Below are 19156 nucleotides of genomic sequence, written 5' to 3' on the forward strand. Positions count from 1 at the left end.
GGCCCGGAGAGGATTCGAACCTCCGACCTCTCGATTAGGAATCGCTTGCTCTATCCTGCTGAGCTACCGGGCCACGCCGTCGCTGGTACCGAGCCGGCGCCGGCAAATCAATTGCAAGCCTCGGGCGGCACCACCGGCACCAGCAGCGGCGCCACCGGCACGCCTTCGTCCACCAGCGCCTTGGCCTCCGCGATCGTCGCTTTGCCGTGGATCGGAGCCTCGGGCTCCTCGCCCTGGTGCATCGCCCGCGCCTTTTCCGCAAAGGCCGTCCCGACCCATTGGGAACGTTCGAGCTGCTTCGCCTGCATTTCGGCGATCGCGGCGAGCGCAGCCTTCATTGAATCGGCGGGGACCACGGGCCGTTCAGGCTGCTGGTTGCCCTTGGCAGCCACGGCGGGCGCCATCACCGCCTTGCCAACCTCGCTATCGCCACAGAGCGGACATGCGATCAACCCGGTCGCGCGCTGCTCCTCATAGGCGCCGCTCGACTTGAACCATGCTTCGAACACGTGCCCGCCGCCGCACTTCAGATCGAACACGATCATGATGTCGCCACGGCAGGAATGGCACGGCGATGGCGCAGGACCGGCACGCGCGCCCGTACTTCTTCAATACGGGCCGGCGCGATGTCCACGAAGCCAAGGCCTGCGGGCTCCCCCAAGTCCAGCAGCACGTCGCCCCAGGGATCGATCGCGAGGCTGTGCCCATAGGTGGTGCGGCCATCCGCATGCACGCCGGTTTGCGCTGCTGCGATCACGAACGCCGCGGCTTCGATCGCGCGGGCGCGGAGCAGGACGTGCCAGTGCGCTGCCCCTGTCGGCCGTGTGAACGCCGCAGGCACCGCAAATATCGTGGCGCCGGCATCGCTGAGCGCCCGAAAAAGATCCGGAAAGCGCAGGTCGTAGCAGATCGCCAGACCCAACATGCCGAGCGGTGTATGCACCACCACGGGACCGGCGCCAGCGGTATAGCTGTTCGATTCGCGCCAGCTTTCGCCGGTGGGAAGATCGACGTCGAACAGGTGCATCTTGTCGTAGCGGGCGCGGATCGCCCCGCTATCGTCGACCACGAAGGCGCGGTTGGCGAGCTTGCCGTCTTCGCGCAGCACAGCGAGGCTGCCCAGATGCACCCAGATCCCGTGCTTCGCCGCCGCTTCGCGCACTGCCGAAAGTACATGATCATCGCGCTCATGCGCATAGTGACGCTGCGCGCGCTCGCGGTTGCCGTCGAGGAGGCCGGACATTTCGGGGGTGAACAGCATCGCCGCACCACCGGCCTTGGCCTCGGCCACGCCGGCCGCCAACGTCGCGGCGTTGCCGGCGGGATCGATCCCGCTGGTCATTTGGAGCAGCGCGGCGCGGGTCATGCGGCGAGCAGCGGGTCCAATCCGCCCTTGCGATCGAGCGCGGCGAGATCGTCCGATCCGCCGATATGCCGCCCATCAATAAAGATCTGCGGCACCGTCGTACGGCCCGGCGCGCGGTCCAGCATCTCGGCGCGCTTCGGTCCACCCATGGTGATGTCATATTCTTCGAACGTCGCGCCCTTGCTGGACAGGAGCTGCTTGGCGCGGGTGCAATAAGGACAGAACGCCTTGGTGTAGATTTCGACTTTTGCCATGATGCCTCCAGAGGTGTGCGTGGTGCCCCGGCTTGTCAATCCAGGTCCTCACCGGGAAGAACGCGCGCCCAGCACAGAAGGATCACCCGCGCTGCGCCGCCACGCTTGAGCAGACGGGCACAGGCATTGCCGGTGGCGCCGCTGGTGTGCACATCGTCGACCAGCACCACCGTCTTGCCTTTGAGCACCGCGGCAGCATCCGGCGCTAGCGCGAAGGCGCCCGCCACGGCCTTGGCACGGGCCCGCGCGCCCAACCCGCGCAGCATAGGCGTGGCTTTCGTCCGCCGCAGCACCGCCACATCGACCGGCACGCCGCTCTGTCGGGAGAGGCCGCGCGCCACCAGAGCGGCCTGGTTGAACCCGCGCGACCACAAGCGCCACCGGTGCAGCGGCACCGGCACCAACAGCTCCGCCTCCGTCGGCATCAGCCGCAGCATCGCGCGCGCCATCGTCTCCGCGGCCGCCAGCTTGCCACCATATTTGAGCTTCAGCGCAACCGTTCGCGACACCTCCCCATAGGCGACCGCTGCGCGAACCCCGTCATGCGGCGGCGGGCTTGCAAGACAATCGATGCAGCACGCCCCCTCTCCCCGATCGAAGGCGAACGGCACATGGCAGGCCGCGCACCAGGGCGGACCGAGAAACCGCATCCCTTCCCAGCAGCACACGCAGAAGCGATGGTCCGCCTCTACCAGCGCGCCGCAGCCGGGGCAGCGCGGCGGCAAGGCCAGATCGATCAGGCGGGAGAAGGGGGCGCGCAGATCCACGCCGCTCTTGTCGCCGCCCGCGTCCCGCTGCACAAGCGCGGCCGTGTCCGACTCCGAGATCTTCGACCGCGCCCTGCGCCGCAAGCGCCGCGATCGCGCCGCCCGCAGCTATGAGAGCTTCCTGCGCGAGCACATGCTCGACGGGCTGTATGAACGTCTGGAAGGCGTAAAGCGCGAGTTTCGCCAGATCCTCGATCTCGGCAGCCATGATGGCAGCTTCACCTGGCCTGGCGCGCAGATCACGCGGCAGGAGGCCGGCGCTGCCTTCGCCGCCGCCAGCGGCGCGATCCACGCCGATGAAGACATGCACCCATTCCCCGAGGGAAGCTTCGACCTGGTGGTTTCCGCCGGGGTACTCGACACGGTAAACGACGTGCCCGGCGCGCTTACCCTCGCCCGCCGCGCGTTGAAGCCGGACGGCCTGTTCCTGGGCGCGTTCCTCGGGGCCGGCACGCTAGCGACGCTGCGCGCCTGCCTGATCGGTGCCGAGGCCGATCGCCCGGTGGCCCGATTCCATCCGCAGATCGACGTGCGCGCCGCCGGAGACCTTTTGTCGCGGGCGGGCTTCACCCTGCCTGTTGCTGATGTGGAGACGCTGACCGTCCGCTACACCGGCCTCGCCGGGCTGATCCGTGACCTGCGCGGCATGGCGGCGACCAACCTGCTGCCGGGCACGCCGCCGCTGCGCCGCGAGACTCTGCTCGGCACGGCCGCTGCCTTTGTCGAGCGCGCCGATCCCGACGGACGCACCCCCGAGCGGTTCGAGATCGTGTACTGCACCGGCTGGGCGCCCGACGCGTCGCAGCCGCAGCCTGCGCGGCGCGGCAGTGCCACCACGTCGCTTGCTGCGGCGCTCAAGCCGAAGGGATAACCGCCATGCAGGAGCGAATCGCCTGAGCGAAGACGCTTCCGCCGGCTGGGAGGCCGTAGTCGAAGCGTTTGCGGCGGCTCGATCGCCGGTTGGGGCGGACGTGGTGCGCCGCTGGTCGCGCAATCTGCCGCGCAATGGTGCGATCCTCGATATCGGCTGCGGCACGGGCTGGCCGATTGCGACGACGCTGGCGGAGCAGGGCTTTGCGATCTTTGCCATCGACCCCGCACCCGCCATGCTGGCTGCCTTCCGCCAAAACTTGCCGGACGCGGCCGCGGCGTGCGAAAGCGCGGAGGAAAGCCGCTTCTTCGACCGGCGCTTCAACGGTGCGATCGCAATCGGGCTGATGTTCCTGTTGCCGGAAGCGGCGCAACGCCGGATCATCCAGCGCGTCGCACAGGCGCTGCATCCCGGCGGCCGATTCCTGTTCAGCGCCCCGCAGGCGGCCTGCGAGTGGGACGATATCCTGACGGGCCGTCGATCCCGCGCCCTCGGCGCGACACGCTATCACGCCCTGCTGGCCGCGGCCGGGCTCAAGCCTCTCGGCAGCGCAACCGACGAAGGGCAGAATCACTATTTTGAGGCGATGGCGACGGTGCCGTCCTGACTGCGTGGTTTTCCGAGCAGCGGCGCCAGCGCAGCCGGAAACGGCAGGTCTGCGGGCGGCATCGGCAGGGTACGCAGCGTCGCGTGGTCCGCCCAGCATAGCGCGGTGGCATGGCGTGGCTCGGGCGCGCCCTGCCAGCGATCCAGCCGGTAGAGCAGCAAGAGCAGGTGGCGATCGCCCAGCGCTTCGCTGGCGAACGTGAGCGGTACCAGCGCGGCGGGGTCGACGCCGATGCCGAGTTCTTCGTGCAGTTCGCGGGCCAGCGCATGTTCCGGCGTTTCGCCCGGCTCCACCTTGCCGCCGGGGAACTCCCACAGGCCGGCCATCGGCGTGCCAGACGGCCGCTGCTGCACCAGCACTCGCCCTTCCCGGAGCATGGCCGCGGCGACGACCGTCAACAAAAAGGGTTTCGGCAGGGCTGCGTCCATCGTGGATTCCGTTCCGTGCGGGTGGTGCGGCGCAGGCTTGTGGACGAGATCGCGCCTCGATGCGAGCCCGACACCGTATCGCCCCCAAGGGCGCACTTAGCCGCTTCTTAACGCATCCTGGTTACGGTTCGGCCAGCGTCGCCCAGGGATCGGGCGAAGCACAAAAAACGCACGTCCGCAGGACGATGGAGTTGGGTATGCAGAAGATTCGGAACTTCCTCAAGAACGCCAAGGGCGCAACCGCGATCGAATATGGGCTGATCGCCGCGCTGATCGCCGTGGCCGCGGTCACCGCGATGGGCAGCCTGGGCAACCAGCTCAAGACGACCTTCGGCAACGTCACGTCGAACATGAAGGCTTCGTAAGCCTCACAGCCGCAGGGGGTGCCGCCGCGGTGCGGCACTACCGCACATGCCGAACGCACCGCACCCGGATGCGCTTGGGAGAAGGGAAAGCATCATGAAGAAGTTTGTTCGGACCCTCATCGCCCATCGCAAGGGCGCAACCGCCATCGAATATGCGCTGATCGCAGCGCTAATCGCCGTCGCGGCGGTTACCGCGATGGGAACGCTGGGCAATCAGCTCAGCACCACCTTCGGCACCGTTTCCACGAAGATGCAGGCATCCTGATCCCGGGCTGCATCGTTCTTGCGGAAGCAATCGGGCGGCATGCGCACGCCGCCCGTTTCCCGATCTAGATCCGGCCCATCGCCAGGAACTTGGCCCGCCGCGACTGGCGCAGCGCCTCCGGCGACATATCGGCCATATCGCGCAGACAGCGCTCGATAGCATCGCCGAGCGCCTGCACCGCCTGCCCCGGCGCACGATGCGCTCCGCCCAGCGGTTCCGGCACGATACGGTCGATCACGCCCAATTCCTTCAGGTGCTGCGCAGTGACCTTCATCGCCTCTGCGGCGTCGGGCGCCTTGTCGGCGGTGCGCCACAGGATCGAAGCGCAGCCTTCCGGCGAAATCACCGAATAGACCGCGTGCTCCATCATGAGCACCTGGTTGCCCGCGGCCAGCGCCACGGCGCCGCCCGAACCGCCTTCGCCGAGGATCGAGGCGACCAGCGGCACGCCCAGCGCCAGACAAGCTTCGGTCGAGCGCGCGATGGCTTCGGCCTGGCCGCGCTCTTCGGCCTGCACGCCTGGGAAGGCGCCGGAGGTGTCAACGAGCGTGATCACGGGGATGCCGAACCGATCGGCCAGCTTCATCAGGCGGATCGCCTTGCGATAGCCCTCCGGCTTACCCATGCCGAAATTATGTTTGAGCCGGCTGGCGGTATCGTCGCCCTTTTCATGGCCGATCACCATCACCCGGCGGCCGCGGAATCGGCCGAGACCGCCAATGATCGCATTGTCGTCGGCAAAGGCGCGATCGCCGCCCAGCGGCATGAAGTCTTCGATCAGACCGGCGACGTAATGCTTGAAGTGCGGGCGTTCGGGATGGCGAGCGACCTGCGTCTTCTGCCAGGGGGTGAGCCGGGCATAGGTGTCGAGCAGCAGCTTGTCCGATTTGGCCTGAAGCGGGGCGATCTCCGCGGCGATGTCCACTTCGCCGCCCTGGGCAGCGTTGCGCAGCTCATCGATCTTGCCCTGGAGCTCGGCAATCGGCTTCTCGAAGTCGAGGAATGTCGTCATGGGGCGTGGCGCTACGCGGAGCCGCGCTTCGCGTCAACGAGGGTGCGTAAGGTGACAGTGGGCGCCGTGCCCGTTTCCCCGCGGGCGAGGCTCGGGCAGGATTGCTATTTTCTACCCGCGAGAGCCTCGCCCAGCGGGTGGCGCTCGTTGACCAGTTCGACCAGCCTGCGGCTATCGACATGGGTATAGATTTCGGTGGTGGCGATATCGGCATGGCCAAGCATCGCCTGCAGCGCGCGTAGGTCGGCGCCGCCCTCCAGAAGGTGCGTGGCGAAGGCATGGCGCAAGACGTGCGGGCTCACGCGATCGGGCGGGATGCCCGCTTCCGCCGCCAGCGCCCGGACGATCTGGTACAGCCGCACGCGGGTGAGGTGCTTCTTGCCTGAGGGGAACAGCCAGGCCTTGTCCGGCGGCACCTGCCCGCGCCACAGCGCCACCGCGGCGCGCGCGCGATCGGAAATCGGCACCAGCCGCTCGCGCCCGCCCTTACCCTTCAGGATCAGGAACGGCCGGTCGGGATGGATGGCGTTGCGCGGCAGCGACACCAGCTCCGTGGCGCGCAGGCCCGATCCATAGAGCAGCTCGATCAGCGCGGCGAGCCGCAGGTCGAGCGGATCGGGCGGTACGCGCGCCTGCCGCGCGGCGATGGCAGCGAACAGCGCATCGACATCCGTCGTTCCCAAAATCTTCGGCAGCCGTCGCGCTGCGCCGGGACGCGGCAAGGCCGCGCCGGGATCGTCGGCACGGTGCCCCTCCTCTGCCAGGAAGCCAAAAAAGCGCCGGAGGGCCGCCGATTTGCGGGCGACTGTGGCCCGCGCCAGATCCTGCCAGCCGCCCGCCAGTCGCTCGATTTCTGGGCGACCGGCTTCGTACAAGCGTCCGTCCAGCGCCTGCGAGGCGAGCCGCAGATCAGTTTCATAGGCCGCGATGGTGTTGGCGGCGGCACCAGACTCGGCGCGGAGCATCTCCAGGAAGCGCTCGATCAGCGCGCGATCGTCGCTGACGCCCTTCACGCCGCCCGCGTCACCGCCTCCACGGCGATCAGGCGCGCATAGTTGCTCATCCCCGCCGCACGCATGGCCGAGACGATGTGGAACAGCGCCTCCGGCGTCACCTGATCCCAGCGCGGCGACTGCATGCCCGTGGCAGCGAGCAACGCGACCATGCCGGGCTGGTTGGCAGCAGCGGCGCGATCGATCGCCTGAATCCAGCGGTTGACGCCACCGATCTGCACCTGCGTTGCCTCTGCCCCCCGGCGTGCATCGGTGGGGGTAAGCCGCCCCAGACCGGCAAGGCCGGCCAGCAGCATCGCCGCCTTGCGCGGACTCGCGGCACCGACATAGCGTTCGAAATCGGCATAGCCGATCGGCCCGCCGGCATCGGCAAGCGCCAGCAGCGCCCAGCCCTCGCTGCCCGGCGCAACCACACCGCGCCATTGCAGCGCCGCCGCATCATAGCCGGCGGAGAGCATCGAGGCGATCAGCCGGTCGGGCTCGGCGACATCCTTGCCGGCCGGGATCCACGCCGCCGCCTTGGCAGTCAGCACCAGCCGGGCATAACGGGTCCGCGGCGTTTCGGCGGCATCCCACAGCGCGCGCATCGCCTGCACCCGCTCGGCCGGCGATCCGCCATTATAGGCGGTGCGCAGCTCGCGTGCCGTAGCCTGCAGCGCATCGGGAACATCGCTGCCCTGGTCGATCTCGGCATAGAGATCGACGAGCCCGGCCGTGGAAAACACCCCTGCCGCCGCGGCGAGCTCGGCAGCCGGCGCGCGCACCACCGGCGATACCGCCGGCGACAGCGCCTGCCAGTAGCGGACTTCGGGGCCCGCGGTGGCAAACAGATTGTCCGGCACGTCGACCCCTGCGGCGCTGGCCAGGCCGAAGCGCCAGGGGGTAAGCCGGGGCACGCCGATCCAGTCGATCGTCACCGCCCGGCGCGAATCGGCACCCATGCCGACCAGCTTGGCGGCGAGCAGATTGTCGATGTTGTTCTGCTGCGAGCCACGGCGCGCCGCTTCCAGTCGCTGTTCGGCCTCGCTAGGCTTGCCGCCGAGCGCGGCGCAGATTGCCTGAGCCAGCGCCCAGCCCCGATCCTGCAACCGCGCTGCCGCGCGATCGACGACCGGGCAGACCGCCGCCGGATCGCTGGAGGCGAGCGCAACCTGCATCACCGCCTGGTCCAGGGCGTTGGTATAGTCCTCGGCGTCGACAAACCCCACCACCGCGCGCGCAGCAACCGCTTCGCCCATCCGCAGCAACAGCCAAGCCCGTTCGGCCGCAAAATCGGCGCCGTTTACACCGGCTGGCGTATCGATGGGTGACATCAGCGCACGGCGCAGCGCAATCGATACCCAGCGCGAGGCGACGGGCGCATCGAGCCGGTGCAGCAACGCCATCAACGTACGACCGGGCACATCGCCGAACGCATCCGCCGGGAAGGGCGCGTTGCCCCAGGCGAAGGTGCCGATGCGGTTCAGCCCATGGCGCGCGGCCCTGGGCAGATCATATTGCGACAGATCGATCGGGGGCAGTTCAGCAGCGGAGACATTGCCTTCGCCCATATCGAACGATTCGTCATCACCCGCCGGCAGCGCCGCCGGATTCGGCGTAGCCATTTCCGCTGCGGTCGACGGGGAAGGCGACGGAGAAGGCGCGCGCGTGGGCGCCGGCTGCGGCCGTGAGGGCGCCTGGGCCGGCTGATCGAACCCCGGTGGCAACAGCGACTCGGGAGCATTCTGCTGCTTCTGCTGGCTGAACGCCGGCATGCCGAAGCCCGCCAGCACCAGCGCACCCAAGGCGAGCCGCGAAACCCTAATTGGCCAGGTTTTCAAGCGCGACGGCCTTTTCCATGCGCACCGGCTCTTTCACGGTGTTCCGCCCGGCGAAGGCAAACATCGCCGCAACGAACAGCGCCAGGACAACAAGCAACACGACAAGCAAACGCAGCATCAGAAAAAGTCCGTATCCTCTGGTCGGCGCGCCTTTTGCCCGACACGGGGGCACGCTGTATAGCCCTTCGCACGATGTTACAAACGCACGCGCAACTTCAGGGGTGGACCGGCAAGCCAATCGTATTGGTGGGGCTGATGGGGGCTGGCAAAACCACGGTGGGCCGCCGCCTCGCCCAGCGGCTGCGGCTGCCGTTCGTTGACGCCGATGCGGAAATCGAATCGGCCGCGGGGATGAGCGTCGCCGACATCTTCGATCGATTCGGCGAGCCGCATTTCCGCGACGGCGAACGCCGGGTGATCGGTCGATTGGTGGATGGCACCCCAAAGGTGATCGCAACGGGCGGCGGCGCGTTCATCAACGACGAGACCCGCGCGCTGATCCTCGACCAGGCGATTTCGATCTGGCTCGATGCGGAGCCCGCGGTGCTGGCGGACCGGGTGCGCAGGCGCGACACCCGGCCTCTGCTGCGCGGCAAAGACCCGTTGGCGACGCTCACCGAGCTCGCTCGGGTGCGCAATCCCTATTACGCGCTTGCGCAGATCCGCGTGCCCAGCGTAGCCGCACCGCACGAAACCACCGTCGAAGCGATCCTGAAGGCCCTGCCCAAGTGACCACCATCCCCGTCGCGCTCGGCGCACGCAGCTATGACGTGCGCATCGAACCCGGCTTGCTGGCGCGTGCCGGCGAGATCCTCGCGCCCCTTTCGCGCGGGCGGCCGATGCCGATCGTCACCGATACGAACCTCGCGATACATTGCGAGACGCTGGTCGCCAGCCTCGCCGCCCATGGCGTCGCCGCGCCGGTGCGGGTGCTGCCGGCGGGCGAGAGCACCAAGAGTTGGGCGCAACTCGAATCGCTAACCGACTGGCTGCTGGAGCAGGGCGTAGTGCGCAGCGACCATGTGATCGCGCTGGGTGGCGGCGTGATCGGAGACCTGGTTGGCTTCGCGACGAGCATCCTCAAGCGCGGTTGCAACTTCGTCCAGATTCCCACCACTCTGCTGGCGCAGGTGGACAGTTCGGTGGGCGGCAAAACGGCAATCAATTCCAAGGCGGGCAAGAACCTGATCGGCGCGTTCCACCAGCCTTCTGTAGTCCTTATCGATCCGCAGGTGCTCGATAGTCTGCCCCAACGCGAACTGCGGGCGGGCTATGCCGAGGTCGCCAAATACGGGCTGATCGACGACGCCGGGTTCTTTGCGTGGTGCGAGGACAATGCCGCTGCGCTGTTCACAGGCGATCCCGATGCACGGGCGCGCGCAATCGCCCATTCGGTCGCCGCCAAGGCCCGCATCGTTGCCGCCGACGAACGCGAGACCACCGGCACCCGGGCACTGCTCAACCTAGGGCACACCTTCGGCCATGCGCTGGAGGCGGAGACGGGCTTTTCGGACAAGCTGCTCCACGGCGAAGCAGTGGCGGCTGGGATGGCACTGGCCTTCGCTTTCTCGGCCAAGCAGGGGCTGTGCCCGGCCGAGGACGCAGTGCGAGTGGCGGCGCATCTGCGCAGCGTCGGGCTGCCGGACGGGCTGGCCGCCGCGGGCGTGACGGCGGACGGCAAGACGCTGGTCGCCCATATGCTACATGACAAGAAAATGGAGGGCAGCACCCTGCCCTTCCTGCTCGCGCGCGGGATCGGGCAGACGTATCTGGACAAGACGGTGGACCTTGAGAAGGTCGCGGCGTTTTTGGACGGGTTGCACGCCTGAGTTCCTCCCCGGCATGGGAAGGGGGACGAAGACGCGAAGCGGCTTAGTGGAGGGGTCGCCGCGCGAGCGGCGGAGTTCCGACCGCGGTGGCGTTATCCGCGCCTTGCGGCGCGGCCCCTCCACCACGCGGCTGCGCCGCGCGGTCCCCCTCCCCGTAGCGGGGAGGAGTTTAGAGGTTGGTCCGCTCGATTGCGGCCGTCACTAGCGCAATTCGCTCGACATCCGCATAGGCCGCCGTTTCAAGTTCCTCGCCAAACACATCGGGGTCGATCTCCTCGTAGCGCAGTCGGCAGCCCTCCATCGCCGCGAGTTGCATCAGCCGCGCGTGCAGAGCATCCTCCCCACGCACGATCGCGCTGCCGGTATAGAGCAGGAACCGCCCGCCCTGCGCGAGCCGCGGCACCGCCTCGCTGGCCATCGCCATCGCAACGCCCGCGCCATGCAGTTCGCCGCCGTCTCGGTAGGCGCGGCCAGCAGGATCGATGATGTAGGGCGGATTGGCCAAAACCAGGTCGAGCGCGCCCTGGATGCCGGAAAGATCGTCGCCCTCGAGGAACCGCGCCAGGACACCGGCGGCTTCCGCATTCACTTGGGCGAGACGCAGCGCTGCCGGATTGATGTCCGTCATCACGATCTCGACCTTCGGGCAGCAATGCGCAGCGGCTATGGCCCCCGCTCCCGCGCCGGTTCCAATATCCACCAGCGTCGCGCCCTGCCGCCCTGGGCATCGGCGAAGCTCATCGGCGATGAAGCGCGCGAAGCGGTAGCTGTCCGGACCGAAGAACACCGCATCCTTGTCGTCCGTCGGATAGGCGGAATGCGCGAGCAGGTAGGAGCCCAGCGTCGACACGCGTACCTTGCTGTGCAGCCCGTACCCGGTCCGCTCAATCAGCCCCGCCGCCTCCAGCGCCGTGCGGAGCGACGCATCGAGCAGATCTTCGGCGAACGGCAGGCTCCACCCGAAGATGTCGCGCAGGTCCCCGGCTTGCCGGCGGTCCGGGCGCGCCAGTACACGGGCATGGGTCGCCGGCGTCGGCGTAATGAAGTGATAGTCACGACCTTTAAGGAAGCCGAGCAGCGTGCGCAGCGCCGATATTCGCGGTCCCTCGTCGACCCCAGCCGCCGGCCGATCCGCCACCAGAAACTCCATGCGCACCCCTTTGTTACCAGACTGCCCCTAACGTACGGGCGTGCGGGTGGGTCCGCGCGACAGGGCGGCAACTGCTTGATCCAGGGCAAGTGTCTTGCCCCCAACTGCAGCAAGGCCTAGCTCCGTGCCATGCGTATCCTAGCCCTGGCCCTCGCCGCTTCGACCATGCTCGTCTCCCCCGTCCTCGCCCAGCAGACCGCCCCCGCGCCGATCCTGACGACGCCCGAGGCGAAGGACGTATGGACCTATGCGCGGCCGGAAGTCGCCCGCGTCACCCATGTCGCGCTCGACCTGAAGGCGGATTTTGCGAGCAAGACGCTCAGCGGCACCGCCACACTCGACATCCTCGCCGCGCCCGGCGCGAGCGAGATCGTGCTCGACGACGACGGGCTCGTGATCGCCAAGGTGACCGATGCGGCGGGCAAGCCGCTGCCCTTCACGGTCGGTGCGCCCAAGCCCGATCTCGGCGCGCCGCTGACGGTACAGCTGAACGGCGCGCGCAAGATCGTGCTCCACTATGCCACCGCGCCCGGCGCCTCGGCGCTGCAATGGCTCGCGCCTGCGCTGACCGCCGGCAAGAAGAAGCCGTACCTGTTCAGCCAGGGCCAGCCGATCAACAACCGCAGCTGGATCCCCACCCAGGACAGTCCCGGCATCCGCCAGACCTGGTCCGCCACGCTCACCGTGCCCGCCGATCTCGTCGCGGTGGCGAGCGGCACGCGGATCGACGGCGCGAAGGGCGTGCCGGCGGGCAAGGGCTGGCACCGCTTCCGCTTCCGGATGGACAAGCCGGTGCCGCCGTACCTCATCGCCTTGGCGGTGGGCGACCTGGCCTTCCAGCCCGTCGGCCCGCGCGCCGGCGTGTGGACCGAGCCGAGCATGCTCGCCGCCGCCGCGAAGGAAGTCGCCGATGTCGAGAAGATGATCGACGCGGCGCAGGCGCTCTACGGACCCTATCGCTGGGGCCGCTACGACATGCTCGTCCTGCCGCCGAGCTTCCCCTATGGCGGCATGGAGAACCCCACTCTCACCTTCCTGACGCCCACCATCATCACCGGCGACAAGTCGAACGTCGACGTGGTGGCGCACGAGCTGGCGCATAGCTGGTCGGGCAATCTCGTGACCAACGCGACCTGGTCGGACAGCTGGCTCAACGAGGGGTTCACCACCTATTTCGAGAACCGCATCATGGAGGCGGTCTACGGCAAGGAACGCGCCGCGACCGACGCCGATCTCGAATGGGACGGGCTGCAACGTGACATCGCCGATGCCGGCGGCATGGAGGCGCCGACGACGCGGCTGCACGGCGATCCGGGCGCGACCTTCGGGCAGCTCGATTACTTCAAGGGCTCGACCTTCCTGCGCACGATCGAGCGCACCGTGGGGCGCGCGCGTTGGGACGTCTATCTGCGCGGCTATTTCGACCGCCACGCCTTCCAGCCGCAGACCACCGCCGGCTTCCTGGCGGACCTGCGCGCCAATCTTGTGAAGGGTGACGCCGGGCTCGAGGCGAATCTCCAGCTCGACAAATGGGCCTATGCCGCAGGTCTCCCGAACAATGCGGTGCATGTCGAATCCGCCACGCTGAAAGCGATCGACGCGCAGCTGGCGGCGGTAAATGCGGGCGGACCAGTTTCGGCGGTTAACCCCAAGGGCTGGTCGACCCAGCAATGGCTGCGCTTCCTGAATGGTCTCGATCGCAAGCAGACGCCGGCGCGGCTGAAGGAACTGGACGAAAAGCTGGGCCTCTCAGCATCGAACAACGCCTATGTCCGCTCCGCCTGGGGCGAGTTGGCGATCGCCAATCGCTATGATCCGGCGGTTCCGTCGATCGGAAAGCTGGTCGGCAGTGTCGGCCGCGGCCTGCTGATCTACCCGATCTATCGCGATCTGATGGCGCAGGGCGATTGGGGGAAGCCGATCGCCGCCCGCTTCTATGCGGCTTCGAGGGCGAGCTACCACCCCAACGTCGCCGCCGGCATAGCCAAGATCCTCGCGGGGGAGTAACGCTTATGCCGGGCGGCGTCGCCAAGCGGGACCTGCCGACCAAAACCTGTCCCGTCTGCCAGCGCCCCTTTGCCTGGCGAAAGAAATGGGAGCGGGATTGGGAGAATGTGCTCTACTGCTCAGATCGCTGCCGGCGGAAGGGAAAATAGCGGCTTCTCGTAAGCCCCTCTCCTTCAGGGGAGGGGCTGAAAGGGCAAAAGATCACTGATACCGCAGCGTCTTCCCGAAACCCGTATTCGTCTTGGTCATCTTGGCGAGCTTGCGAAGATACGCCTTCACCTCGCGCTCGAAGCGCTGCTCGCTACGTACGCCAGCGCGGTAGAAATCATCCTTGGCCAGCAATGCCTTCAGCGCGTCGGCAAGCTTGGCCTGGTCGTCCACCGCATCGCTGTGCCGGAACTGCTCGCACACCCACTCCTCGGCCGCCGCCTTGTCATAGTCGTCCTCGCGGTCGCGGCCGTAGCGGTCCGCAGCGTCCTGGTCCGCGCGCGCGGCCTTGATCCGGCGTTCGAGCCAGGTGCGGACCTGTGCCGAACTCCACTCCCCTTGCGCTTCGCTCATCGGCCCGCCTTCGTCGCAAGCACCCAGGCCAGCCACAACCATCCGGCAATCATTGCCGCCCCGCCGATCGGCGTCACCGCACCGAGCCAGCGCGGCAGGCCCAGTGCCATCAGGTATAGTGTGCCCGCGAATACGAACGCGCCGCCCACGAACAATGCAGCAGGCCCCCGCGCGGCGACTTGCAGTGCCACCAGGGCCGCCACGGCGTGCACCAGCTGATATTGGCCGCCGGTCTTGAGCCACTCGACCGCCACGCCCTGCGCGCCGTGCGCACCAAAGGCGCCGGCCGCGACCGCCATCGCCCCCGACAAGGCCGCCAGTACTGCTATCCAGTTCATGCCTCTGCTCCACTCAGCCATCGCCGCGGTCCTGCGCCGCTGCGGCAGCGGCCGCAGCCTGGCTGAACATGCCGTCGCGACCGGCATACAGGTCGCCGGTTTCCTTCTGCCGCTTCAGTCGCTCGATATCGCGGCGGCGATATTCCGCTTCGGTCTTGTCGATCTCGGCCCCGTCGACACCCACCGCATCCATTGCACGACGCGCCATCACAACAGCGCTTTCCATCACCTCGCGGACGACGCCCGCCACCGGCGCGCCTTTCAGCTTCATGATGCTGCGACGATCATAGGCGCGCACGAAGATGCTTGCCTTGGGGAAGGCGGCGTGCACCCCTTCGACGATGGCCGTGTCCATCGCGTCGCCATCTTGGCAGAAAAGGATCAGCTCGGCATCCGCAGCACCGGCCTGGCGCAGCAGATCGATGCGAGTACCGTCGCCATAATAGACCTTCATGCCGAAGCTGCCGGCGGTCTCGATCATTTCGACGTCGCGATCAATGATCGTCACCGGGATGTCCTGCGCGATCAGGATCTGCGCCACCGTCTGGCCAAACCGGCCATAACCGACCACGACGGCGTTGGCGCCTTCCTGCTGTGGCCCGTCGGGTAGCGCGCCGGGCTTGGGCGGTTCTGCGCGCAGCCGCTTCGTCGCCATCATCAGGAACGGCGTGGTCGCCATCGATACCGTAACGATGGCGCTGAACACGCTCGCTGCCTGGGGCTCGATGAGCAGCGCCTTCTGCGCCTGGGCGAACAGCACGAAGCCGAACTCACCGCCCTGGGACAACAGCACCCCCAGCGCGAAGGCGCCGCGTGGCTTCATCCCGAACAGCAGTGCCAGCCCCATGATCAGCACCGTCTTGGTAGCGATCAGCGCTAGCGCCATGCCGGCAACGAAGAAGGGCCGCTCGGCAATCGCGTGCAGGTCGAGCGTCATGCCGACGGCCACGAAGAACAGGCCGAGAAGGATGGCGCGGAACGGTTCGACATCCGCCTCCAGCTCGTGGCGGAAGGGCGAATCCGCGAGCATCACGCCGGCGATGAACGCGCCGAGCGCGGCAGAAAGGCCCAGCGCTTCCATCACCGCCGCGCTGGCAATGACGGTGAGCAGGCCGGCAAAGACGAACATCTCGCGCTCGTCGAGATTGCCGATAAGCCGGAACAGCGGGCGCAGCAGGAACCGCCCTGCCAGCACCAGTCCGACGATCGCACCAATGGTGTACAGCCCCAGCAGCCATCCCGGCGGGCCACCCTGATCCGCCGGATTGCGCGACATCGCCGCGACGATGGTGATCAGCGGCACGATCGACAGATCCTGGAACAACAGGATGGCGAAGGCGCGCTCGCCGAACGGAGTGCGGAGGCGACCGGCGGACTGGAGCAGCGGTAGCACCTGCGCGGTGGAGGAAAGGCCCATGGGCAGCCCCAGCGCCAGGGCCGCAGCAAGGGTCGATCCGGTTACCGCCCAGACGACGCCGGCGATGGCTACGCCGCACAGCGCAACCTGCAATAGGCCCAACCCGAAAATGTCGCGGCGCATTCGCCACAGGCGCGACGGGCTAAGTTCCAGCCCGACGAGGAACAGCAGCAGCGCGATGCCCAGTTCGGCGATGCCCATCTTGCCCTCGGCATCGCCCACCAGCCGCAACACATGCGGGCCGACCAGCGCACCGGCGACGAGGAAGCCCAAGGTCGCACCCAGGCCCAGCCGCCGGAACAACAGCACGAACGCTAGCGCGAAGCCAAGCATCGGTACCGCATCTGCGAGCAGCGATCCTCCCCCCCCATGTGCCATCAGACGCGCGCCTCCGCTGCCTGCGCGGCAGCATCCGCAGCCGCCTCGAAGGCGAGCCGGATCGAGGCATGCCGCCCGCGATGCGGCAGCGCTGGCGTGAAGAGGTCGATTCCCGGCCAGTCCGGCGGCGTATCGCGCTCGCCCGCCAGCCACGCCGTCAGCGCGTCGCGCGCCGCGGCGATCTCCGTTGGGGTGCGGCCGAGTATCGCTCGACCGAGCAGCGCCGCAGAAGCCTGCCCCAGCGCACAGGCCCGCACCAGCATGCCCAGTTGCACCACGCGACCTTCATCATCGACATCGATGTCAACCGTCACCCGGCTGCCGCATACCGGCGAGCGCTTCTCCGAGGTGCCGCCGGAGTGCTCCAGCCGTTCATGATGCGGGATGTCTGCGGCGAGCCGCAGGATTTCCAGATTGTAGAGCGGCGCGTTCATAGGCCCGATCTAGGATAGCGGCGCTGCAGTTGCGAGCGCGAATTACCTCCTATTGGTGCGGCGAGCGGGCGAAGACCCTTCCCTGCATGAGGAAGGTCAATCGCGCCTGCGCCGCTGCGGCCGATCCTGGTCCCCGTTTGCCGTGTCTGCCCCGAACACCGGCTCACCCTTGCGACGCCGGTCCACGAAATCACCGATTGCCGCACTGGTCGTATCGAGCAGCGGATAGGTGACGGACGTGGTAATCCATTTCGGCCGGCGCGTCCGCCCGCCTTCGAACGTGTCGAGCACGAGCATGAGCACTAGAAAGCCCATGCTGACGAGGATCAGCCCCTTTGCGACGCCGAAACCGACGCCCAGCGCGCGATCGATCGGCCCCAGTACCGAATTGCGCATCTGCCCGCCGAGCGTGTTGGCGATCAGCCGCCCGCCGAAATAGCTTGATCCGGCGAGGGCCACAAACGCCATCACCGCCGCCCCGCCCTCGGTGCCGATCACCGGAGCGAGCAGCGCGGACAGCCCGGCATGGAAGAACTTCACCGCCACCACCACAAGGATCCAGGCGAGGAACGCCAGCACTTCGGTGGTGAAACCGCGGAGAAAGCCGAGCACGGCTGCGCCGGCAATGATCAGCAAGGTGACGATGTCGAGCCCGGTCATGCGGCGCGCTTTAGCAGGATGGATGGCAAGGTGAAGGGGAGTCTCTTCTTGAGCCCCCTAGTTCCACGAGAAGGGGCTCAAGAGAGTGCTGTCATCGCACGTACAGTGCCCGGGCATCCGCCTTGAACGCATCGGCGCTGGGACCACGCGAATAGAACATGTGACCGCCGGGGTAAACGCCCAGCTTCACTCGCGTGTCGCTGCCGAAGCGCGGCAGCTGATCAATGATCAGCCGCGAACCGAAATACGGGCAGGACAGGTCGTTATAGCCGTGTACGATCAGCACGCCCATCTTCGGATCGTTGGCCACCGCCTTGCGCAAATCGCTGACCGGAGCGTCGTCCGGAGTGCCGCGATCCCACGCCTCGTTCACCGAATAGGACAGCGCATTGTATCGCGCGTTCGTTTTCCAGCCCACCTTCCGCGTGATGAAGTCCACCATCGCGCTGGTGGTCGGCGCGATGATACCCTCCAGGATGGGGTCGCCTGATTTGCGCTGCGCCGAATTGGGGAAGGGATCGAAAGCGTCGACGTTCGAGTCATAGACGCTGCCGATCTTCTGGTCGTCGCGATGCACCTCGCGCAGATAGGTGCCTTCATCGACTCGCCCGTCCAGCCGCGTAGTCAGCTTTGGATCCAAGCCAGTCAGTTCCGCCACTTTCTGCCCCAGCCGGGCGGTCGCTTGCGGATCCGATCGGCCGGCGAGCAGATCGGTGGCGAAGGCGCCGCGCGTATAGGCCTCCACCGCCGCCATTGCCTGCGGCGTCAGCCGGCCTTGCCGCTCCAGATGGCCGGCCGCCATCGATGGCAGGTTGATCATCCAGGGCAACGGGGACAGCGCATCCGAGCCGGCCGTGGCAGCGGGATCGAGATAGGGCGACACCATCACGATGCCGTTTACGCCGATGCCGAGCTGCGTCTGGAGTTCATAGGCGATCCGCGGCGCGCGATAGCCGCCATAGCTTTCGCCCATCACGAACTTGGGCGCGCGCAGTCGCTCGTTCTTGACCAGCCAGTCGTACACAATGCGCGAGAGATACTTGATGTCGGGCTCGGTCGCGTAGAATGCCTTCTTGGTCGCTGCTTCGTCGACCAGGCTGCGGCTGAAGCCGGTGCCGATCGGATCGATGAAGACGAGGTCGGTCATGTCCAGCCAGCTTGCCGGATTGTCGACCAGCAGCGGCGCATCGGAGGGCGCATCGCCCTTGTCCCCGAACTGCACCCGCTTCGGCCCCACCGCGCCCAGGTTGAGATAGACCGAAGAGGCACCCGGGCCGCCGTTGAAGGCGAAGGTCACCGGCCGGTTCGGCGCTCCGCCCGGGACGATATAGGCGGTGTACACCACCTCCCCGATCTTCTTGCCCTTGGCGTCATAGACCGGCAGCTTGCCCACCGTAGCCTGATACCGGATCGACTTGCCGCCGATCACTGCGGTCTGGGTGATGGTCTTGTCGTCTGGAAGCGGCGGCAGTTCGCTCTTGTCGCCCTTCGCATCGGATTTGTCGGCGGCTGCCGCATCGGCCGCCTTGTCTTGCGCCGGAGCCTGGGGTGCGAGCAGGAGCGCGGCGAGAGAGGCGGCGAGCAAGGGGGAACGGCGCAAGGTCTTCTCCGAAT

At 67.4% G+C, this 19156-nt stretch carries 24 protein-coding genes and 1 tRNA gene; 8 read left to right on the forward strand and 17 right to left on the reverse strand.

Translation table 11 applies throughout. The annotated features are described in order from the left end of the window. The 5 genes from B215_RS0119030 to B215_RS0119050 all read right to left on the reverse strand — a co-directional run bounded on the left by B215_RS0119030 (window position 1) and on the right by B215_RS0119050 (window position 2420). A tRNA-Arg gene (locus B215_RS0119030) sits at window positions 1-73 on the reverse strand. A gap of 34 nt (window positions 74-107) precedes the next feature. Next, the gene (locus B215_RS0119035; RefSeq protein ID WP_019371240.1) at window positions 108-545 is read right to left on the reverse strand and encodes a DUF1178 family protein; all 438 of its coding nucleotides are present in this window, start codon (window positions 543-545) and stop codon (window positions 108-110) included. Further along, window positions 542-1366, reverse strand: a complete 825-nt coding sequence (locus B215_RS0119040; RefSeq protein ID WP_019371241.1) for a carbon-nitrogen hydrolase family protein — start codon at window positions 1364-1366, stop codon at window positions 542-544. Before B215_RS0119040 ends, B215_RS0119035 begins: the two co-directional genes overlap by 4 nt. Next, window positions 1363-1620, reverse strand: a complete 258-nt coding sequence (gene grxC, locus B215_RS0119045; protein ID WP_019371242.1) for a glutaredoxin 3 — start codon at window positions 1618-1620, stop codon at window positions 1363-1365. Before grxC ends, B215_RS0119040 begins: the two co-directional genes overlap by 4 nt. Before the next feature lie 35 nt (window positions 1621-1655). Further along, the gene (locus B215_RS0119050) at window positions 1656-2420 is read right to left on the reverse strand and encodes a ComF family protein (protein ID WP_019371243.1); all 765 of its coding nucleotides are present in this window, start codon (window positions 2418-2420) and stop codon (window positions 1656-1658) included. Window positions 2421-2430: 10 nt separating this feature from the next. Here B215_RS0119050 and B215_RS0119055 point away from each other — a divergent pair, with 10 nt between their 5' ends. After that, window positions 2431-3258: a methyltransferase domain-containing protein gene (locus tag B215_RS0119055; protein ID WP_019371244.1), complete on the forward strand. Its 828-nt coding sequence runs from the start codon at window positions 2431-2433 to the stop codon at window positions 3256-3258. A gap of 103 nt (window positions 3259-3361) precedes the next feature. Further along, the gene (locus tag B215_RS0119060; protein ID WP_236704483.1) at window positions 3362-3865 is read left to right on the forward strand and encodes a class I SAM-dependent methyltransferase; all 504 of its coding nucleotides are present in this window, start codon (window positions 3362-3364) and stop codon (window positions 3863-3865) included. Here the strand turns inward: B215_RS0119060 and B215_RS0119065 are convergent. Then, complete coding sequence (locus tag B215_RS0119065; RefSeq protein ID WP_019371246.1) at window positions 3832-4293, reverse strand: (deoxy)nucleoside triphosphate pyrophosphohydrolase; 462 nt, start codon at window positions 4291-4293, stop codon at window positions 3832-3834. The genes B215_RS0119060 and B215_RS0119065 overlap by 34 nt on opposite strands. 197 nt (window positions 4294-4490) lie before the next feature. Between B215_RS0119065 and B215_RS0119075 the strand changes: the two genes are divergently transcribed. Together B215_RS0119075 and B215_RS0119080 are read left to right on the forward strand one after the other, a co-directional pair. Beyond that, window positions 4491-4658 (forward strand): Flp family type IVb pilin, encoded by a 168-nt coding sequence (locus B215_RS0119075; protein WP_019371247.1) that lies wholly within the window; start codon window positions 4491-4493, stop codon window positions 4656-4658. A gap of 94 nt (window positions 4659-4752) precedes the next feature. Next, window positions 4753-4923: a Flp family type IVb pilin gene (locus tag B215_RS0119080; protein WP_019371248.1), complete on the forward strand. Its 171-nt coding sequence runs from the start codon at window positions 4753-4755 to the stop codon at window positions 4921-4923. A 64-nt stretch (window positions 4924-4987) separates the two neighbouring features. Here B215_RS0119080 and B215_RS0119085 read toward each other — a convergent pair whose 3' ends face one another. The 4 genes from B215_RS0119085 to B215_RS21650 all read right to left on the reverse strand — a co-directional run bounded on the left by B215_RS0119085 (window position 4988) and on the right by B215_RS21650 (window position 8886). Then, entirely contained in the window at window positions 4988-5935 is a 948-nt protein-coding gene (locus tag B215_RS0119085; protein WP_019371249.1) for an acetyl-CoA carboxylase carboxyltransferase subunit alpha, read from the reverse strand. A 104-nt stretch (window positions 5936-6039) separates the two neighbouring features. Then, window positions 6040-6948, reverse strand: coding sequence for a tyrosine-type recombinase/integrase (locus B215_RS0119090; protein WP_019371250.1), 909 nt, complete (start codon window positions 6946-6948; stop codon window positions 6040-6042). Beyond that, a complete protein-coding gene (locus tag B215_RS0119095; RefSeq protein ID WP_019371251.1) occupies window positions 6945-8732 on the reverse strand; it encodes a hypothetical protein in 1788 nt (595 codons plus the stop codon). The genes B215_RS0119090 and B215_RS0119095 overlap by 4 nt, the downstream gene beginning before the upstream one ends. Before the next feature lie 16 nt (window positions 8733-8748). Next, the gene (locus B215_RS21650; protein ID WP_019371252.1) at window positions 8749-8886 is read right to left on the reverse strand and encodes a hypothetical protein; all 138 of its coding nucleotides are present in this window, start codon (window positions 8884-8886) and stop codon (window positions 8749-8751) included. Between the two features lie 74 nt (window positions 8887-8960). On the opposite strand from B215_RS21650, the gene B215_RS0119105 reads away from it, so the two are divergent. Next, window positions 8961-9500, forward strand: a complete 540-nt coding sequence (locus B215_RS0119105) for a shikimate kinase (RefSeq protein ID WP_037514293.1) — start codon at window positions 8961-8963, stop codon at window positions 9498-9500. Beyond that, complete coding sequence (gene aroB, locus B215_RS0119110) at window positions 9497-10597, forward strand: 3-dehydroquinate synthase (protein ID WP_019371254.1); 1101 nt, start codon at window positions 9497-9499, stop codon at window positions 10595-10597. Before B215_RS0119105 ends, aroB begins: the two co-directional genes overlap by 4 nt. Before the next feature lie 169 nt (window positions 10598-10766). On the opposite strand, the gene B215_RS0119115 is transcribed toward aroB, so the two are convergent. After that, a complete protein-coding gene (locus tag B215_RS0119115; RefSeq protein ID WP_019371255.1) occupies window positions 10767-11747 on the reverse strand; it encodes a methyltransferase in 981 nt (326 codons plus the stop codon). Window positions 11748-11876: 129 nt separating this feature from the next. Between B215_RS0119115 and B215_RS0119120 the strand changes: the two genes are divergently transcribed. Next, window positions 11877-13754, forward strand: coding sequence for a M1 family metallopeptidase (locus B215_RS0119120; RefSeq protein WP_026009422.1), 1878 nt, complete (start codon window positions 11877-11879; stop codon window positions 13752-13754). A 5-nt stretch (window positions 13755-13759) separates the two neighbouring features. Further along, window positions 13760-13903: a DUF2256 domain-containing protein gene (locus tag B215_RS21105; RefSeq protein WP_082664473.1), complete on the forward strand. Its 144-nt coding sequence runs from the start codon at window positions 13760-13762 to the stop codon at window positions 13901-13903. Between the two features lie 52 nt (window positions 13904-13955). On the opposite strand, the gene B215_RS0119125 is transcribed toward B215_RS21105, so the two are convergent. The 6 genes from B215_RS0119125 to B215_RS0119150 all read right to left on the reverse strand — a co-directional run bounded on the left by B215_RS0119125 (window position 13956) and on the right by B215_RS0119150 (window position 19142). Next, window positions 13956-14315 carry a hypothetical protein gene (locus tag B215_RS0119125; protein WP_019371257.1) on the reverse strand — a complete coding sequence of 120 codons (360 nt, stop codon included), beginning with the start codon at window positions 14313-14315 and terminating at the stop codon, window positions 13956-13958. Beyond that, entirely contained in the window at window positions 14312-14653 is a 342-nt protein-coding gene (locus B215_RS0119130; RefSeq protein WP_026009423.1) for a DUF423 domain-containing protein, read from the reverse strand. Before B215_RS0119130 ends, B215_RS0119125 begins: the two co-directional genes overlap by 4 nt. A 13-nt stretch (window positions 14654-14666) precedes the next feature. Continuing rightward, window positions 14667-16448, reverse strand: coding sequence for a cation:proton antiporter domain-containing protein (locus tag B215_RS0119135; RefSeq protein ID WP_026009424.1), 1782 nt, complete (start codon window positions 16446-16448; stop codon window positions 14667-14669). Then, window positions 16448-16882 (reverse strand): iron-sulfur cluster assembly scaffold protein, encoded by a 435-nt coding sequence (locus tag B215_RS0119140; protein ID WP_019371260.1) that lies wholly within the window; start codon window positions 16880-16882, stop codon window positions 16448-16450. The genes B215_RS0119135 and B215_RS0119140 overlap by 1 nt, the downstream gene beginning before the upstream one ends. 96 nt (window positions 16883-16978) lie before the next feature. Beyond that, complete coding sequence (locus tag B215_RS0119145; RefSeq protein WP_019371261.1) at window positions 16979-17542, reverse strand: CvpA family protein; 564 nt, start codon at window positions 17540-17542, stop codon at window positions 16979-16981. A gap of 91 nt (window positions 17543-17633) precedes the next feature. Then, window positions 17634-19142: a S10 family peptidase gene (locus B215_RS0119150; RefSeq protein WP_152997843.1), complete on the reverse strand. Its 1509-nt coding sequence runs from the start codon at window positions 19140-19142 to the stop codon at window positions 17634-17636. Window positions 19143-19156 lie beyond the last annotated feature (14 nt).

Source organism: Sphingomonas sp. ATCC 31555 (assembly GCF_000282895.1).
Taxonomy (GTDB): Bacteria; Pseudomonadota; Alphaproteobacteria; order Sphingomonadales; family Sphingomonadaceae; genus Sphingomonas.

Excerpts from the sequence above, each read along its gene's own strand:
- B215_RS0119035 (WP_019371240.1), bottom strand. The coding sequence starts at position 545 with ATGATCGTGTTCGATCTGAAGTGCGGCGGCGGGCACGTGTTCGAAGCA.
- B215_RS0119040 (WP_019371241.1), bottom strand. The coding sequence starts at position 1,366 with ATGACCCGCGCCGCGCTGCTCCAAATGACCAGCGGGATCGATCCCGCC.
- grxC (WP_019371242.1), bottom strand. The coding sequence starts at position 1,620 with ATGGCAAAAGTCGAAATCTACACCAAGGCGTTCTGTCCTTATTGCACC.
- B215_RS0119065 (WP_019371246.1), bottom strand. The coding sequence starts at position 4,293 with ATGGACGCAGCCCTGCCGAAACCCTTTTTGTTGACGGTCGTCGCCGCG.
- B215_RS0119075 (WP_019371247.1), top strand. The coding sequence starts at position 4,491 with ATGCAGAAGATTCGGAACTTCCTCAAGAACGCCAAGGGCGCAACCGCG.
- B215_RS0119080 (WP_019371248.1), top strand. The coding sequence starts at position 4,753 with ATGAAGAAGTTTGTTCGGACCCTCATCGCCCATCGCAAGGGCGCAACC.
- B215_RS0119085 (WP_019371249.1), bottom strand. The coding sequence starts at position 5,935 with ATGACGACATTCCTCGACTTCGAGAAGCCGATTGCCGAGCTCCAGGGC.
- B215_RS21650 (WP_019371252.1), bottom strand. The coding sequence starts at position 8,886 with ATGCTGCGTTTGCTTGTCGTGTTGCTTGTTGTCCTGGCGCTGTTCGTT.
- B215_RS0119105 (WP_037514293.1), top strand. The coding sequence starts at position 8,961 with ATGTTACAAACGCACGCGCAACTTCAGGGGTGGACCGGCAAGCCAATC.
- B215_RS0119115 (WP_019371255.1), bottom strand. The coding sequence starts at position 11,747 with ATGGAGTTTCTGGTGGCGGATCGGCCGGCGGCTGGGGTCGACGAGGGA.
- B215_RS0119120 (WP_026009422.1), top strand. The coding sequence starts at position 11,877 with ATGCGTATCCTAGCCCTGGCCCTCGCCGCTTCGACCATGCTCGTCTCC.
- B215_RS21105 (WP_082664473.1), top strand. The coding sequence starts at position 13,760 with ATGCCGGGCGGCGTCGCCAAGCGGGACCTGCCGACCAAAACCTGTCCC.
- B215_RS0119125 (WP_019371257.1), bottom strand. The coding sequence starts at position 14,315 with ATGAGCGAAGCGCAAGGGGAGTGGAGTTCGGCACAGGTCCGCACCTGG.
- B215_RS0119130 (WP_026009423.1), bottom strand. The coding sequence starts at position 14,653 with ATGAACTGGATAGCAGTACTGGCGGCCTTGTCGGGGGCGATGGCGGTC.
- B215_RS0119135 (WP_026009424.1), bottom strand. The coding sequence starts at position 16,448 with ATGGCACATGGGGGGGGAGGATCGCTGCTCGCAGATGCGGTACCGATG.
- B215_RS0119140 (WP_019371260.1), bottom strand. The coding sequence starts at position 16,882 with ATGAACGCGCCGCTCTACAATCTGGAAATCCTGCGGCTCGCCGCAGAC.
- B215_RS0119145 (WP_019371261.1), bottom strand. The coding sequence starts at position 17,542 with ATGACCGGGCTCGACATCGTCACCTTGCTGATCATTGCCGGCGCAGCC.